The sequence below is a fragment of the Bacillus sp. FJAT-27225 genome, from assembly GCF_001685025.1.
Taxonomy (GTDB): Bacteria; Bacillota; Bacilli; order Bacillales; family Cytobacillaceae; genus Bacillus_D.
On record NZ_MAYU01000012.1, the window covers coordinates 178126 to 194926 of the forward strand.

Sequence of the window (16801 nt, forward strand, 5' to 3'; positions counted from 1 at the left end):
TAGTGCTTATATTAATATATATCAAACTATCTTATTTTAATATATCAATATAGTGTAACTTTTTTGTAAACTTTCTGTCTAATAGGTTTTAACTAGGGGTCAGACCCCTGCCGTGGACATTCCCAGGAAATCGTCTCCCCCAGGAGGACACTTTTTAGAAAGAAAACCAGCACTTGTATCGGCACCTCGGGCTCATCCAGTAAAGCTTTTTAAAACTCCTTCTCACTAATGACGGTTGAAAAGCAAAAACCCGTCCGGCGATAGCAGCCAGACGGGCTTTTCTCATATTTAAGTTATTCAACTTAAATTTCCCTGGTAATAATGTTATTGATTCAAAGACACTTTATGGAAGAACGGTGTGCCGCTGAAGTTGACGAACAGGCCGTCGATTCCCTTCATACCGTGAACGAAGTCAGGGTACTGAAGGTAAACCATAGGCACTTCGTCGATCAGGGTTTGCGATACTTCTTTGTATGCAGCGTTCCTGTCATCCTGGTTAGTGGAAGTACGTCCCTTATACAGTAATTCATCTACCTTAGGGTTACTGTAGTAGGAACGGTTGCCAGGTGACCCGTGCATTGTGGAGTGGAATAGGGCATATAGGCCATAGTCCGCATCACCGGTTACTGTCGTCCAGCCAAGCACGAACATTTCATGCTCGCCAGCGCCAGTCTTTTCAAGGAATGCGCCCCACTCGACTGTTTCAATGGATACTTCAATGCCGATTTCAGCAAGTTGGGATTGGACTAGCTCACCGATATCTGCGCGCTCCTTACTTCCTTCGTTAACCCAAAGAGTAGTCTTGAATCCATCAGGAAAACCTGCTTCTGCAAGAAGCTTTTTCGCCTCTTCCACATTGTATTCAAGTGGTTTGACATCCTGGGAATTTCCGACAACAGTCGGAGCAAGCGGACCAACCGCTGCGACGCCCTGTCCATCAAGGATGCCATCAACGATGTCCTGTTTATTGATGGCCATTGCGATTGCCTGGCGCACCTTTAGATTGTCAAACGGTTTCTTCTTCATATTGAAGCCTACATAGTCCATACGTGTTCCCTTGACGCGATCCAGCTCACAAAAAGACACTTTTCGAAAACCCTCAGCATCCGTATACATATGCGCTGCTGTCAGCAATCCCGGCACCAACCTTGAAGAAAAACGCGAGCGAATTATCCTTAAAGGGGACGTTCCCTCCCCAATCGACCCGCCACAAGGCTGCCGCTTCAACACCCGCTGCCCGTTCGCATTCGACCGCTGCCGCGTCGAAGAACCTGCACTCTATGAGGTGGATGGCGAAGGCCACCGCTCGGTGTGCCATCTTGTTGAGGACGGAGAGGTTGATTTTAAAAAGTTGCCTTCAAATTATTAATTTAGTTGCCTCCGGGACATCCCGGAGTTTTTTTATTGCGAGAATTGGTTCATGGATTTCTGCGACTTTAAGAGTTTATATGTTTGGTAAGTGGATTGGGTTTAAAGGAAAGGATGAAATCAATGTAGTTGTCGTGCCTGGGGTATGGAAAATAGGAAAGGATCCTACAGGTTTTAACAAGTGAGGGATTTTGACCATGGACGTATGATTTGAAACTGCTCCAAACGTATTCCTCAAGCTTATCAGTCAAGCCTGCCCTAAGAGGATTCAAATGAATATATCGGCTAAGCTCCAGCTCATATCTCCGTGATAAGATAAGTTTTGACCTGTAGCGTCTTTCAAAGACTGAGCCGGAGTAGTGATGCTTCTTATTGAAATACATGGCATAACTGGAATTGAGAGCCTGCATAATCTTCCAGGGGGGGTAGTCAATTGTCTCAATTTGGAGATGGATATGGTTGGGCATGAGACAGAGAGAATGAAGATGAAATGGAAACCGCAGCTTGACCATTGCGAGGAACATAAGGTACATCTCTCGATCCTCATCATCATGAAACAAGGACGTTCTGCGGATTCCTCGATTCATAATATGGTACATTGCTCCTTTAAACCACGTGCGTTTGATTGAAGGCATTGTGTCACTTCCTTTTAGGGGATTTTAGATGGGTGAATATTGGAGATTGGCGAGGATTTGTAGTACTCTCTAAACAATTCGTTCTTGCCCGTAAAATTCCTGCAGATGGTTCATTAGTATTCTAGCTTTTTTTTAAAAATAAATACGGGTTAGTCATTTTTTGAAAGTGCTAGTGAAATGTTACTGCTTGTTTGGTTGTAATAGCAATAAAGTATTATCGTTAGGACTAGTAAACCTTCAAGCCCTACTATCCTTTTCCGCAATTTTCCTAGTGAGCGTCCGAGCGTGGCTAGTGAAAAATCACTATTTATAATTTTGCATTAGTAAAAAAGAGTGATTCCAAAAGAGTAGTCATTTATAGTAAACCTTCAAGCCTTACTAGGTATTTTCTATAGTTGCCCAATAAATTAGCAGTTTTTCACTAGTTATAACAAAAGGTTAAATAGTCAAACCTTATTATTATATAGTTTATTTGCTAGTAATTAATTACTAGCCCCCTTCGAAGTAGTGAACCTTCCCAATTGAGACTGAATCAACACGAAAAAACGGCCCCCTGAAAAAATCAGAGAGCCGATCTCATCAATTCCTAAAACTAACTACCTCGCTGTCTCACAATGCGGGCAAACCGTTCTTGTTGAGTCGAACTGGGAACCACAATTCCTGCAGAAGACAACACCTGCCTCAATCGTGGCGGCAGCCTCTGCTGACGAAGCGTTTTTCCGCTTTGTTGGCGCAGCCCCCGCACTCATCTTCCTCTTAATAGATATCACCACTCCGAGAGTGATGATGTTAAGTAACAAACTAACTCCGACGAGCACGACTAGCAGCAACGGATCGTTTACGTTCATCTTTTCTCCCTCCAGTCAGAAAAACTGGTCTCCACCAGTATTTTCGGAGTTTTCTTTCTGTTAGTTTCTCATTTAGCTAAAGAAAACTTCGGAGGTGAGCAACTACACCTCCGAAGCCATAAACATCTAACTTACTTTTTCATCAATTGTGCTTTCACTGACAGCTTTCTTTCTTCTAAACAGAAGCAGCGCTGTCAGGGCTACTCCGATGGCACCAATGCTGCTCAGTGAACCGAAGAAGAGCTTCTTGTCGTTGTACCAGCGGACGATTGGGTTTGTGGAGACGAGCAGGTCCTTTACTTCCTTTGTCAGCTCATTGCCGGCAGCATCGACCGCGACGATTTTAACCTTTTGCTTTTGATTCGAGCTTGGAATCTCAAAGGTATAGTTTTCGCCATTCGCTTGATGGGCCACTTCGACATCATTCAGATAAATGGTAGCATCCTGCAGGACAAGATTGTCCTTGATTGAAATGGTCACCGGCTTGGTTTCAAGCGGATACTGCTCTCCGCTCTCGATATCGATTGGCGTGATGACCGGAGCGGTTTTATCGATTCCAAACGAGATTTCGGCCTTTTTCGTTTCATCAATGTTTTCATTGATGTTGCCTGCTGCATCCTCGGAATACAGTGTAACAGTGTACTTGCCGTCCGAGGCAAACAGCGCTTTGCCAATCACATATTTGTACTGGCTCCACGTGCCTCCGCCGCCAGATTCGCTGACTGTATAATCCGTTCCTTGGACAAGGTCAACTGGTGTGCCGTTCTTTGTCATTTTCACACGGATTGTGTCCTTTTTCAGGCTGTCGACGTTTGTTTCGGTTAAAATAATATCCTGTTCGTTTTGGACATATTTGCCTTCAATTGCCTGAAGTGACTCATCGAATGCATATACCGAGCCAAACCGGTTAACCGAGAACTGGATCGTTTGTGTTGTCTGATTTCCTGCAAAATCGACCAAAGAGGCGGTCAATGTATACAGGTCATCATTTTCTTTTGTCTTTTTAAAATCGTTAAATGCAAACATTTGCCCGTTCGGGATATCCGCGTACTTGCCGTCGAGTGCAACTGCTTTACGATTTGCACCGGATAATTTGATTGAGACTGCCTTCTTGTCAAAGTTCGTATCAGAATAGCTGATGACAGGGATAACGGCTCCCTTGTTGGCTGATTTGTCTTTTACACCCGTAATTTCGAGCTTAGGTGCGGTGTTGTCAACAATGAACTCTTCGGTCCGGTAATCAGCCATCACATTGCCGGCTTTGTCAGTATAGTCAATATCAAAGCTATACTTGGCGTCCGCTGCATACGTAATCGTAGCAGTATGGACGTCCCCATTCGATCTCCAGCCGCTTATCCCCGGGAACGCTGCAGGCTTGCCATTGTCAGTTGCCGAACCGGTCACCCGGATTCTGCCTGGTTCAAAGTTATGTTCGGTGATGGAAATGGTCGCCGTCCTTGGAGCGTTGTAATAGTTACCGTTCACGCTAGCGTTATTGCTGTAGGAAACAGCAATCTTCGGCTCGGTTTTATCAATCGTGAACTTGCTTTGCATGACAGGCGGTGCTGTGTTGCCGGCGCGGTCCTTGAATTTAATATCAAACGTGTAATCACCATCTGCTGCAAACCGGACAGTGGCAGTATGAGTCGTCAAATCTGGATTACCGGAATTCGTCCGGGTTGTCCAGCCGCTCAAACTTGGAATAGCGCCATCTTTATTTGTGATCAGGTGCTCAACATCTTCCTTGTTAAAATTGCGCTCAGTAATGACAATCGTCGCAGTCCGGTCAGCTTTGTAAAAGTCCGGAAAATCCGGGTCAGGCGAGTTATTGTCGTACGTCACCTCGATTGCCGGAGCCGTCTTGTCAATGCTGAACTCAATCTCTTCCTCAGACGAGTTGCCAGCCCGGTCAGTCATTTTAACCTTGATGACGATGTTATTGCTGTTATTAGCAACCCTTAACGTCTTGGTCATTTGTGTTACAAGGTTTTTTTCGGTCCTTGTTTGCTTCCAGCCTTCTGCATTGCTGTCCTTTGCATACGTTTTATCGTTGTTGATAGAAATTTTTCCACTTTGATTGTTCTTCGTATCATGCGGTGAAACGACAGACCATTCAATTTCACTCAATCCGGAATACGTATCCGTCACTGTCAGGTTGACATCGACGTTGTTTGGATAAAGTTCAAGGTTATTTTGGTCCTTGAAACTCGCCTTTGGCTTTTCGAACTCGATATGTGTTTCCTTGGCATGCTGCTGAGGATTTTCGACAACCGTTCCATCCGGTGTTTCAAATGCACCAGTGTTGTTCACATGGTCAGTCGCCTTTGCAAAAATTTGTCCCTTGAAAGCAGCCGGTACATCGAAGGCCAACTTATCTTTAGTTGCTACAGGAGTAAGCGTATCAATGTCCGCAGCACTAATTTCTTTAAGTGATCCATTTGCCAAAACAGCATATAGTTTGCCATTGTCATGGTCCCTCAAGTACACAACCATTGATTTCACTTTACTTGTGAATTCATGGGCGACTTGCGGGTCCTCAGCTGTTACGGTGACCTTTGTCGGCATTTTAAAATAAAAGCCGTACTGAGTCAGTTCAACGCTGCTCTTTAGCTCGGCGGTCTCCCCGACTGCCTCAAATTTCCCGTTTCCAGCCTGAACAGCGAACGTATAGTCAACGATATTCGGGCTTGTTTTATCGACCAAAATCGTTGTCTCAGCCTTGTTTGTATTTCCGGCATTATCGATCACATAAACGGAAATAACATAGGACCCGTCTTCATTGATTTTTATATCCGGATCGTCAGTTGGTACTGAATACTCGATCGGGCCAGTTAATTTTTCTGATTCATCGGAGTAGTCGTGCTTGAATTCCATGCCATTCACATCGATGATGACCGTATTGACACCTGAATCGGTATCCTCTGCAGTGACTTCAAATGTGACATCTCCGTTATACTGATTGCCGCCGTTCGAAGACACGCCTTCTTTTGGCTGGACAACAATTTTTCCGGACGGTGCCTCTTTCTCAATCATCACTACACCGCTGTTATCAGCTTCGATGTTCGAATTATCTTTTGTAACCATAATTTTATTGTTATTTTTCACATTGTCCGTCACATTAACGGCAAATGTGCCTTCAAAACTAGTCTGATCAAGTGTAAACACGGCTTCAGCTGTCCGGCCATTGATTACGATGCTTTTCTGGACTGGAACAGCCTTGTCATCGTCCGTTGTCAAAATAATATCCTTAATACCGGAAGCTTCGTCCTGCACTTTTACAGTAATTTCAATTTCATTATTGAAAAACGTTCCGAACGAAAGGAAATTGAGTGTTTTTGCAATAAGACCATCATTTTTCTGGTTAAAGGTGACAGCCTCTTTGCCTTCTGAGAGCAATGGCTTGGTTTTATCAATATGGACGGTAATTTCCTCCGTTTGAGAGACATTTCCAGCCAGGTCCACCGCCCAAATTTTGTACGTTCCCTGGTAATCCTCATCGACTGTTTCAAAGGTGTACGTGTTCGTTTTTGGATCAAAAATGGCCTCTAAAGGTTCATTCCCTGAATCCGATCCTTTGCTGTAATACACCTTATCGATATCTGTTGAATATGTGACACCGTCAAACTCTTGCGTTACATTTTCCAGTTCCCCGCTAATAGTCCCTTTGCCGCTGAACCAGACTGTATCCTCTATTTTCACTTCATTCGGACCAGTCACAGCTGGTTTATCAAGGGCAGGGCTTTGGGTATCGAATACAAAAACCAGCTTGCCAGGCAGCTTGATTTCATGGCCCCATCTGCCTTTTTCTTTTACATGCAGCTCATCAATTGACCTGGATTTTTGAATAGTTAATTCCTTGATCCAATCCTTGAACCATGGAAAGGATTTACTCACAGCCAGCGTGGTGTATGGTGCTGCAGGAGTAAGCTTGACCTCTGCATCTTTAGAGAAGACCATTATCTCATTGCCACCCTGCTGATACGTTTTCAGCAGCTGGCCTTTTACAATTTCCATCGTTACATACGTCTGCCATTCTCCCGTCAGAGGAGGAACCTTTTCAAATTTAACCTTTAAATCGATGTTCCCGGATATATTTTCCTCTTTGTATGTAAAAATGCCATCGTCGTCTTCATCGGTAATCTTGTCGGGAGAAATTTCCACGCCATTTACAAAAAGCTGGGCTACAATATGGGAAGTATCCGGCTTGAAGGTGAATGTTACATTTTCGCCATGATTTACTTTCTTGCTGGCCGGCTCAACAGTGCCGGACCCTTCAACCGTTGCTGTTATATCATAGACATTGATTTCAAAAATAACTTCGACTTCGTGGTCGGTGGTCACTTCATTGAAAGTATAAGTATAAACACCGCTTTCGTCTGGATTGCCGAAGTCTTCAAATTCTCCGTCAATCCTGAGTGCTTCCAAATGATAGCCGTCCGCAGGGTCCATAGTGAAACTGTTTGCTTCACCATGATTGACAGTGACCACTCCCCCGCTAGTTGGGATTACTTGACCGTTATTATCCTTCAATTCACCATTCACATATTTTTTGAAGTTGACCTTGTACGTTTTCACAGCAAATTCAACACTGATGGTTTTGCTTTCTTTAATTTTGCCCATATCTATCGTAAATGGTTTATCAACATCTTTTACATTCTGGACTTCACCATCGATAGAAACAGATTTAATGAAAGAATTGCTTTCCGGTTCAATAACAATTTCGACTTTAGTGGGCTTCTTAAATTCAAATGGAGTATCATTATAGACTGTCCCGTTAACCGAAACCTTACCAGTGCCGGTCTGGCCTTCTGCCTGGTTGACCGTAACCGTATAGATTGGCTGAGGTTGTTCCTCTCCCGGAGGTTCTCCCCCTCCTGGTGGCTCCTCCTCTACTGGCGGCTCCTCGGTTGTAACTTCTCCTGTTGTGATATCAAAAATGAGATGCTCAATCTTTCCTTCCGTTATTGTTCTAACAAAAGATTGCTCACCAATAATAAAAGAAAAATCCTCTCCAAAAACAGTTTTAGCTAAGTCAGAAAACTCTGCTACCCCAGATTCATTGGTTGTTGCCGTGAATTTTACCTCACCATCTTTGTTCTGTACAACAACCTCCTGATTAGCAACAGCGCCATCTTGATTAACCACCGTTAAGGTGTAATTTTCCTCGGCCGCAGGTGGTTCTGTTTCAGTCTCGGCAATCGCACTGTATGGCATGTTATAGGTCACAAGCATAATCGCGAGAACTACTGCCATCGCGCGGGTGAACCTGGATTTCTTCCTGGCCCGAACGTATTTCTCTTTCCTGCTCATTCTCATTCCTTTCCCTCCTCACTCATTCTCTCGAGTACCTCTATAAAATTTCATGCGTATGGATAATGACGATATCCTTCACGATTTTAAATGGGATCGGCTCTGGCTCAACGCCGTCCTGTTCGAGTACCGTTGTGGCGCCCAGGACTGTTGTTCCTTCCTGTAATACAATCGTACCGTTGTCTGCACCGCTTCCTAAAGAGTTATATGCTGTCTCAAGTACGACAGTTTCATTTCCATGGAGACCCGCTCCCGTCACGAATGGATGCGGAATGTCGCCTGAGCCGGAGGCAACCCCTGCTGCCACTGCTTCAGGCATCAGCACCTCAGTCCCCTTTTCACCCTCAGGCTCCAGGACTTCAGTGTCAGGGGACAAAATCTCTGTCCCATCAACTTGTTGGAAAAGAACAGACGTTTCAGCTGTATTCCCCTTGGTGTTCAACTCTTCAGCAACAAATCCTTGCGCCACTGCAAGTATTGTTGTTTCTGCACCATGCGTCACTGTTTCAGGAGCAAGCACCATGGTTCCTTCGCTTCCACCTTGGCCTTCTCCAAGAACTGTCGTCTCAGCACTCCCACCACGGGCTTCTGCAAGAACTGTGGTCTCAGCACTCTCGCCTTGGCTTTCTTCCAGAACTGTAGTCTCAGCACTCCCGCCTTGGCCTTCTGCAAGAACGGTGGTTTCCGCAGCCTTTTCAGCCTCAAAATCACCTGCATGGTCAGTGCCGTCTGCTTTTGTGGTTCCCCAGTTGAAGGTGACATCCCTTTCTTTGGCAGGAGCTTCACCTTCTGAAAATAGGACAACTGTACCGTCACTGCTATAAATCGGAGCGGATGCTTGTGGCTGGATGTCTGGCACAGTCTGCTCTGTTGGCATAACGGCGACAACCGGGCGCGATACTTCTACCGTTTCTCCCTTTTTATCAAGCTTTCTAGAGCCGGTTTTTTGCGTCAGGGACTTTAGCAAACTACGGGACTTGGAATCTACTTTTTCCGTCAGCACACCTCGCTCTAAATTAAAGGCATCGGGCTGGAACATCTTTCTTCCGGACTTTGCGTTTTGCTCGCGGATTTCGCGAATTTGCTTTGCTGCGGTCCGGCCGCTTAAATCGCCGATAATTGCGGGGATATTCAGCTTAAAAAACATAAAAACGGCTGTGATAAACAGCAATCCTGCCAGGGAATACCCGGCTATGGATATGATTTTCCATATGGAAGCGTCCATCCTAATCCCCCTTTACTTCCTGTACGCATTCTCAATCGCCTGGTCGGTGATTTCGAAACGGCTTATGATGTTAGATTTAATCTCTTCTGTTTTTTCTGCGGTGACGGCTACATCGTTCGTTGAGCGCTTCACGGCATCTGCCAGGGCGCGCATGTCTTTCTCGCTGATGCCATCCAGCTTGAATTTCCGTGCATACGTTTCAATCGAATACATCGCCAGTTTATAAAGCTCGAGCTTGACGATCTCGCTTTCGTTCGGCTTTTTATCGATCAGCGCAATCAGCTTCTTGAGGTTTTCCCAGTAAGGCTTGTATTTGCCCTGGTCGGAAGCCTCTTCAATCTGAAGCAGAATGTTCTGGTTGAACTTCCCGATATCACGGTAAATTACCGCCATTTCATAATAGTCCTTTTCCTTGGAGCCATATTCGACTGCGTCCTCGAACCAGCCAATTGAACTTTTCATTCTTGTTACTTGATTATCGGTCGTTTCACTTTTTCCATAATCATAGTAATACCAATACGCCTTGCCGACTTCAAAGGCGAGATCCGCATATTCTGGATTCTCCCGGAATTTAATCAAGTTCGGATTCAGCTTCTTTTTAAAACTAGCCTCTTCTTCGACCGTGAAGCTCGCATCCGCCTTAAATGTATTGATCAGACCGATATAAGCTGTGTTCTCTGTCGGCTTTATATCAATCGCATTGTAATAGTAGCCAATTTTTGTTGAAGGTGCCGAAGCCTTCTCGGCCAATTCGATGTACCGGCTGTAATCGGCATTATCGGCTTTGACATTCATAACCTGCCCGAATATCCCAATCATCAAAAACAAAAGCGACGAACCTGCCACAGCGTAAAAATTACGCAGCTTTTTCTTCTGCTTTTCCCGGTACACATCATCGGCTTCCTCATAATGGTTGAGTGCATATAGAAGCTCGGCGCATGACTGAAAGCGGTCGTCCGGGTTTAGTTGAGTACACTTTTCAATAATCCGTTCAAGGCCGCCGGACAAGTGCGGGTTCCAGTATCGGATAGGATACAGCTCATAAGGAGGCTCGCTTGGATTATGGCCGGTCACAAGATGATAGAGTGTGACGCCAAGGCAATACACATCTGTGCGAGGGTCGGTTTGGCCCTTTCCGCCAAACTGCTCCGGTGCGGCATATCCTTTTGTCCCAAGGCTGACCGTGTCGGCAAGATTCTGCTCCTTGTACTCGCGGGCAATCCCAAAATCAATGAGCTTTAAATTGCCATCCGGTTTTAACATCACATTGCCGGGCTTCATGTCCCGGTAGATGATCGATGGATTTCTAGTATGTAAATAATCAAGGACCTCGCATAGCTGCTTGGCCCATTCAATAACCAATTCCTGTGGCTGAGCGCCATATTCATCAAGAATTTTGTCGAGTGGCTCGCCTTCAATATAGTCCATGATGACAAATATCCGGTCCCGGTCATCGATTATATCGACAATTCGCGGCAAAGCCGGATGGTCGAGGCGCTTGATCATGTTCGCTTCAGCAATCGCACTCTGGTAAATGATTTCGTAGTTCCTGTCACGTTCCCGTTTCTCGATTTCCTTTACAGCCCACTGCTTGTTGAGCCGCTTATCCATGGCAAGATACACCTTCGACATGCCGCCCTGGCCAATCAGCTTAAGTATTTCGTATTTTCCTTCTAAAACAGACCCGATTGCCGCCAATTGAAATCCCCATCCTTACTGAATTTTAACGAGCAGAACCGAGATATTATCTGTTTCCTGCCTTTGCTTATTCAACTCAACCATCCCTATTGCCCTCTGCATCAAGACCGCTTCTTCCTGAAGTTCATGAGGCACGAAGGCGCGGAAAATCTCATCTTCACTGACAGTGTGGCGAAAACCATCCGAGCATAATAAATATACCTCTCCAGGAACAGGCCGGCCGAACACAAATTGCGGTTCAACAAGCCTGGAAGCACCGATGCATTGCAATAGGACATTGCGCCTCGGGTCCTTCCTTGCCTGCTCGGGAGTCATCCTGCCGCTCCTAACCTCCCTGCCAACAACAGTTTGATCCTCGGTCAGGATGTTTAAATTTTCATGGATTCGGTACACTCTCGAATCGCCAACATGGCCAATCATCATAAACTGGCTGTCAATGAGGAGGAGTGCGGTAACTGTGGTACCAAGCTGGATTCGCTCCCGCCTTCCATATTCACCGATCCGATGGTTCTGTTCCTTGATGATCCTTTCCCAGCGGTAGCGGATATCGTCCCAGTCTCTTACAGCCAACTGGGCCGGAAGCTCCTCATCAAACCAGGCGGCAAACGCCTTGATGACACTTGCACTTGCCAGCTCCCCCTTTGAAAGGCCGCCCATCCCGTCACAAATTACTGCAAGGACAACTTTTCCGAGCGGTGTCTCAGCCACCTTTATACAAAGGCTGTCCTGATTGGTCGCTTTCTTGATTCCTACATCGGTATACGCAGCTGTTAAAACATCCATTTTGTACCCTTCCTTGCTTTGAAGGAAAAATTCCTTCTATTATATATGTCTTTTACTTGTATAGAAAAATCACGTGAGGCTAGAGATAAAAAATGAATTCCTCGTTTGCCAGGCGCAGCTTTGTGCCCGAGAAAATTTCGACCTCTTGTTTGACAGGGATTGCTCGGCCATCCACATACGTCTTATTGGTGGAGTTATGGTCGATGATGAAGTAACGGTTCTCCCTGGTAATAATGTCGGCATGGCTGCGGCTGATTGCATGATTGTCGGAAATAAAATAATCGCAGAAGCTTTTCTCTTTTCCAATCCGAAACGAAGGCTTATTGATAATAATTGTTTCTTTGTTCTTCTCCCTGATCATATAAGGGAAAATTAATTCGCTATTCAAATCCGCTCCCAGCACGGTTGTACCGCCTGCCTCGCCAGCACCGAGTATCGTCGTTTCGCTGGAAAACTGGGTGCCTTTTTTTCCAAAAGAGCCTTGAACAAAATCTGCTGCCAAAGCTATTCCACAGGCCGGGCAGTAATTGGCGGAATTGGGTGCAGTACGGCCGCAGCCCGGACAACTCTTCCCACTATTCCCAAGCGGATTATAGGCAATATTGGCGTTTGGGATTTTTACGTTGTCGGAAAAACCTCCTGTTGCTCCAGGCTGGGTGCCGCCGGTAGGGAAAAATTGTTTCGAGTCGGCTTTCTTTCCCATCATGCCGAGAATGAGTTTTTCAAAGCTGTTGATTGAAAAAGGTGGAACGGTATTAAAATAGTTCAGATACTCCTTGATGTAGGAGTGGTCTTCGTGCTTCGTAAACACGATACTGAACGGCAGTTCCTTGAAAAACGTGGCTGCGGAGGAAGGGGCATGGTTGTTCACGATCGGCAAGTAGATGCACGTCACCTTTTTCGTTCTTGGTTCGATAAAAATATGGTCCGCATTGAGCATCAGGTTAACCGGATTCATTGACCTGGCTTCGCATTCCTTGATGACCGACACGATTTGGATGACCGTATCTAGAAACATTTTCTTGCTGACGATTCTCGTAAAATACGTTTTTAAGGTGATCATGTCGGTAATCGTGCTGGTAATGGTGATGACGCCTTTTTTGCCGGTTTTCGTGGTGACCGGATTGAGTGTATCCATCAGCCCTCTGGCAATTGCCTGCAGCTCCCGCTCATTGACCGCTTCAAAAGAGGTAAGCGTTTTTTCTACTATAGATGTATTCTGGTTTTGTACAATCGATTTCTTGCCCATACATACTCTCCCTGAGTGTTACTTTTAAATCGTTTTGTTTTGGTTGTTGTGGCTGGATAGTTCGCTGTCCCATTCGGAAGTGCGCATATATCTTAAATACTGCGCATAAATCGCGGAAAGTACGCATAAATCCTGGAAACTGCGCATATCCCAGACTCGCTTTCTTAAAACCTAGTTCGCCAGTTCGCAGACATCAGAGGCTGTTTGCTTTTTGAATGGCCTTTGCCTGGGCGTCCTTATATTGACTTGCAGAATGGCGCAAAACCTTGGTATACGATTCGAGCGATTTCATAAAGGCATAAGAAGTCGAGTCGCTGTCGTCCAGCTTGTTCCACTTCAGCAAAAAGCTTTGAAAATCTTCACCCTTCCAGGCAGCGTTCATCGACTGAACTTCCTGGGAAGCGAGGGACATATTCTTTTTTTGCTTGGATATATAGGAATCAATCGCATCGGCTGCTCGTTCCAATTCGTTGTAGTTTACCTTTATATACGAACTCATCTGACAAATCGCCCCCTATTTAAATGCGTCCGCAAGTGAAACGTTCTTGCTCTCTGTTTCGGTATAACCCGCTGACACTTGGGTCAGGAGGAATTTGCTATAATCGGCCATCACTTGAAAGCGCTGGTCGTAGTATGCATTTTTAATAGAAGAAAAGTGGCGGATGACAGCATCGCCTGCCTGGCTGTTCCAACTCCCATTCAGGCTGCGAATTGCCTGTTCGACATCTTGAAAATCAGAGCGAATCGTTTTATTAATCGTTGCGATTCTTTCCGCCTTAGACTTGACCGCATTGACATCAACTTCAATTCGATTAGCCATTTTAATGTCCTCCTTTTACGATTTCGCTTTATCCTTCACATAATCCGGATGCACATTGTTTGGGTCCACGTTGTTCAGACTTTGGAGCGCCCGCTCGCATTGATCGGCGTACTGGCGCACTTTTGCAGCGGCAACCTCGCTGCCAATTCCCTCAAAATCATGTCCAAGGCCAGATGCGATATCCTCCAGTTCGCGAATGATACTTCTTAATTCACTTTTCATAGCACCCAGACTTGCCATCAGGTTTCCTCCTTGTTATGAAGTGGCTTACGTACAAGCGATTAAATTGCATTCATGATATTTCGTTCCGCGCGTTCAAATGCTTCTGCGGTCTCCTCCAAATAGTTGATGCACTGGTTCATTTTATAGCTGCCCGGAAGGCTGTTTGCCCGGAGGATAGACAAAATATCCAGCAGCCCGGCTGTCAAATAGAGAGAGTTCATAGCGCCATCGAGATCCCGGATTCGTGCCCTGACTTGATCGAGCCGTGACGCGTATTGGCGCAGTTTATACGTATTCACTTCAATATATGGCGTAGCGACAGCCCTGCCGGAGGAAAACAGGCTGCGAAGCCCATCCATCAACCCGCGGAACGCACCAGCCATTGTGGTCATAAACTCATTGATCTGCGCTCCGGCCCACTGGAAGGCTTTACCCACAGCGTCAGCAATTTGGCTGATCATCGCAGGGACGAAATCTGTTACCAAATAGTCTATAAAACCATAAACGGCTTCAACCATGTCGGAAAGATACTCAAAAACTATGACACTTGCAACAAAAGTAAGGACAGCTCCCAAAAGTTTAGCCGCAAGCACTGCAACTGCTGAAACCAGTGCAACAGGACCTATGACGATGACTGCCGTTACAAGCCCGACTACTAGTCCGGTCACTAGCAGACCCCCGGCGACAGTTAATTTTCCATTCGGGCCGATTATCGCATCTTTTATCGGTTTCACTTTTGATGTCATAGCAATCAAGCCGCTGACAAGCACTGCCCCTGCTCTTTCCCCGAGCATCCGGTCAATGCCCTGGGTAAACGGGGCGACAATGTGCGAAAGAAATGTCCGGCCATTTTCCTTTTTGACGATATTACCATCGCCGTCAAAAACAACATTTTCTGTACCATGCTGAACCGGGCCCGTTCCGCACAGTTCAGAGTAAAAGTACTCAATACCAGGGACACTCTGAAGAATTCCTCCGACAAGCGATTGCTCGACATGTTCCATTTGAACTTTCGAAGTGGCTTCCTGAATAAATTGATTGTTCCTTTCCAAATATTCATTGGCAAAACCGGGGCCATCATAGCTGATTGTCCGGTCAATTTTGTCTATTACCTCCAGCTTTGCTGCCATAAAAGTCGCATGCTCTGCCAGGTTGCCGCCCAGCGAGTGGCCGGCGAACGTGATATTGTCGTATTTATCGAAAAAGCCTTCGTTCTTCAATTCCTGCAGAAAAAGCTCAACATCTTTCTGCTGGGCTGTCAACTCGCCTGAAATAAGCGCAGCGTCGGCTCCTATCCAATCCTGTTCAACATTTTGAAACTCTGAGAACGGCTCACTTCCTCGGAACGAAACAATGATGCCCTTGGGAGTTTCAATTACAGTTGCATATAAACCTGACTCCCCTTCTCTGTTTCTGTCATGGGTCTTAATAACATTCCAATTAAGTACATCATTAGGCAGGCTGTTAATTTTTTCAGCATCCAGGCTGACAATGCTATCGTTATTTCTTATTGCCGCATCGGCCCCAATCCTGTCGAAATGCTCTTGTTTATACGGTCGATCGGGAGGAAGCTCCAAAAGGTCTCTGATTTTATTGCCAGAACTATTATCTGAAGTTTCGGGACCAGAAACTTGTTCCCACTGGTTGCTTTTAAGCATCTCTAGATCAAGATAGGCAATATCTGTTGCATACTTCAATTCGAGGTGAGAGAGTGGTTTGTCGGGAGAGGTCACATTAACTATCAAGGCTATTCACCATCCCCTACAGATGCCCTTGCACCGTCTTCCCTGTAATTAAAGCCATTTCCATCGACCGCTGCAACAATGTAACGAACAACATCATAATCCGTGAACCACGTATCTGTTACATCTGGTTCTTCTTTAAAATCCTTTAGTGCCTTTTCATATTCATCAGCGGCAATCACCCGAATCTTTATCTGGAAATTCGTCTGGTTTCCAGTTTCATAGACTGCCTTCATCGCAGTTTCAAATTGTTCAGGAGTCAGGCCTTCTTTTTCTTTTACAATCATATGGCCTGAAAAATAGGCAGGCTTATACGATTGAGTATATTCTCCGAGTGTAATATTCGGATTGGTTTCACCAGCGCTATTTGCCTTCATCGCATACGTATGAGTCGCGCTCTCAATTCCTTCTTTTTCAAGCCCGCTTTGTAACATTTCGTTGATTTCTGCACTTATCAGACGAGGGATATAGGTGTCGGAAATCAGTTCCCGGTCCTTGTTCATGACCGCTCGGAAAACAAGATCTTCCTTCCCTTTTGGATGCAGGAATGTGGTCACAGTATCATTGTTGGCTGTACCGTATCTGCCGCCAATAGCAGTCGAAACAAATTCCTGATTATACTTTTTTTCCAGCAGCTCTTCAACAACAGCTGCCTGGCTCTCATCAATCGCATTGCAGCCTATCAAACTAAAAATCGACATTAACATCATGATGGACACACTCACCCTTTTACGTAATTTTTTTAGCAATATCATCCCTGCCTTTATCAAAAAAAGATTTATTTATAGCCACCGTATAGGAATTGTTTTTAGTTAAAGTGTTGCTCTTTGCCCGGTAAAGACCATCGTTGCCGGGACTGCTTTGTATTTTGCTGGTCAGAAGGCTGTTTGTTGGCCGTTCT

13 protein-coding genes and 1 pseudogene are annotated in these 16801 nt (G+C 45.4%); 1 reads left to right on the top strand and 13 read right to left on the bottom strand.

Annotation, left to right across the window (positions count from 1 at the left end):
• Window positions 1-324 precede the first annotated feature (324 nt).
• Entirely contained in the window at window positions 325-1047 is a 723-nt protein-coding gene (locus A8F94_RS08515) for an ABC transporter substrate-binding protein (RefSeq protein ID WP_254660838.1), read from the bottom strand.
• A 23-nt stretch (window positions 1048-1070) separates the two neighbouring features.
• Between A8F94_RS08515 and A8F94_RS24925 the strand changes: the two are divergent.
• Window positions 1071-1369, top strand: a pseudogene (locus A8F94_RS24925) (oligopeptide/dipeptide ABC transporter ATP-binding protein); the annotation flags it as partial.
• Between the two features lie 67 nt (window positions 1370-1436).
• On the opposite strand, the gene A8F94_RS26500 reads toward A8F94_RS24925, so the two are convergent.
• The 12 genes from A8F94_RS26500 to A8F94_RS08580 form a co-directional block, all read right to left on the bottom strand.
• On the bottom strand, window positions 1437-2003 hold the full coding sequence (locus tag A8F94_RS26500) for a transposase (RefSeq protein WP_077247618.1): 567 nt from the start codon (window positions 2001-2003) through the stop codon (window positions 1437-1439).
• Between the two features lie 596 nt (window positions 2004-2599).
• Window positions 2600-2851 (bottom strand): hypothetical protein, encoded by a 252-nt coding sequence (locus A8F94_RS08530; RefSeq protein ID WP_066198392.1) that lies wholly within the window; start codon window positions 2849-2851, stop codon window positions 2600-2602.
• Window positions 2852-2977: 126 nt separating this feature from the next.
• Window positions 2978-8167: a hypothetical protein gene (locus tag A8F94_RS08535; protein WP_066198394.1), complete on the bottom strand. Its 5190-nt coding sequence runs from the start codon at window positions 8165-8167 to the stop codon at window positions 2978-2980.
• Window positions 8168-8201: 34 nt separating this feature from the next.
• Window positions 8202-9386, bottom strand: coding sequence for a hypothetical protein (locus A8F94_RS08540; RefSeq protein ID WP_066198401.1), 1185 nt, complete (start codon window positions 9384-9386; stop codon window positions 8202-8204).
• A gap of 12 nt (window positions 9387-9398) precedes the next feature.
• On the bottom strand, window positions 9399-11084 hold the full coding sequence (locus A8F94_RS08545) for a serine/threonine protein kinase (RefSeq protein ID WP_066198403.1): 1686 nt from the start codon (window positions 11082-11084) through the stop codon (window positions 9399-9401).
• Window positions 11085-11099: 15 nt separating this feature from the next.
• The gene (locus tag A8F94_RS08550) at window positions 11100-11867 is read right to left on the bottom strand and encodes a PP2C family protein-serine/threonine phosphatase (protein ID WP_066198408.1); all 768 of its coding nucleotides are present in this window, start codon (window positions 11865-11867) and stop codon (window positions 11100-11102) included.
• 79 nt (window positions 11868-11946) lie between these two features.
• The gene (locus A8F94_RS08555) at window positions 11947-13116 is read right to left on the bottom strand and encodes an FHA domain-containing protein (RefSeq protein ID WP_066198409.1); all 1170 of its coding nucleotides are present in this window, start codon (window positions 13114-13116) and stop codon (window positions 11947-11949) included.
• 193 nt (window positions 13117-13309) lie between these two features.
• On the bottom strand, window positions 13310-13615 hold the full coding sequence (locus A8F94_RS08560; protein ID WP_066198411.1) for a WXG100 family type VII secretion target: 306 nt from the start codon (window positions 13613-13615) through the stop codon (window positions 13310-13312).
• A 15-nt stretch (window positions 13616-13630) separates the two neighbouring features.
• Window positions 13631-13936: a WXG100 family type VII secretion target gene (locus A8F94_RS08565; protein WP_066198413.1), complete on the bottom strand. Its 306-nt coding sequence runs from the start codon at window positions 13934-13936 to the stop codon at window positions 13631-13633.
• A 15-nt stretch (window positions 13937-13951) separates the two neighbouring features.
• Window positions 13952-14176: a hypothetical protein gene (locus A8F94_RS08570; RefSeq protein WP_066198416.1), complete on the bottom strand. Its 225-nt coding sequence runs from the start codon at window positions 14174-14176 to the stop codon at window positions 13952-13954.
• A 41-nt stretch (window positions 14177-14217) separates the two neighbouring features.
• Complete coding sequence (locus tag A8F94_RS08575; protein WP_066198418.1) at window positions 14218-15903, bottom strand: Mbeg1-like protein; 1686 nt, start codon at window positions 15901-15903, stop codon at window positions 14218-14220.
• 2 nt (window positions 15904-15905) lie between these two features.
• The gene (locus A8F94_RS08580; protein ID WP_139070052.1) at window positions 15906-16649 is read right to left on the bottom strand and encodes a hypothetical protein; all 744 of its coding nucleotides are present in this window, start codon (window positions 16647-16649) and stop codon (window positions 15906-15908) included.
• Between the last annotated feature and the right edge of the window lie 152 nt (window positions 16650-16801).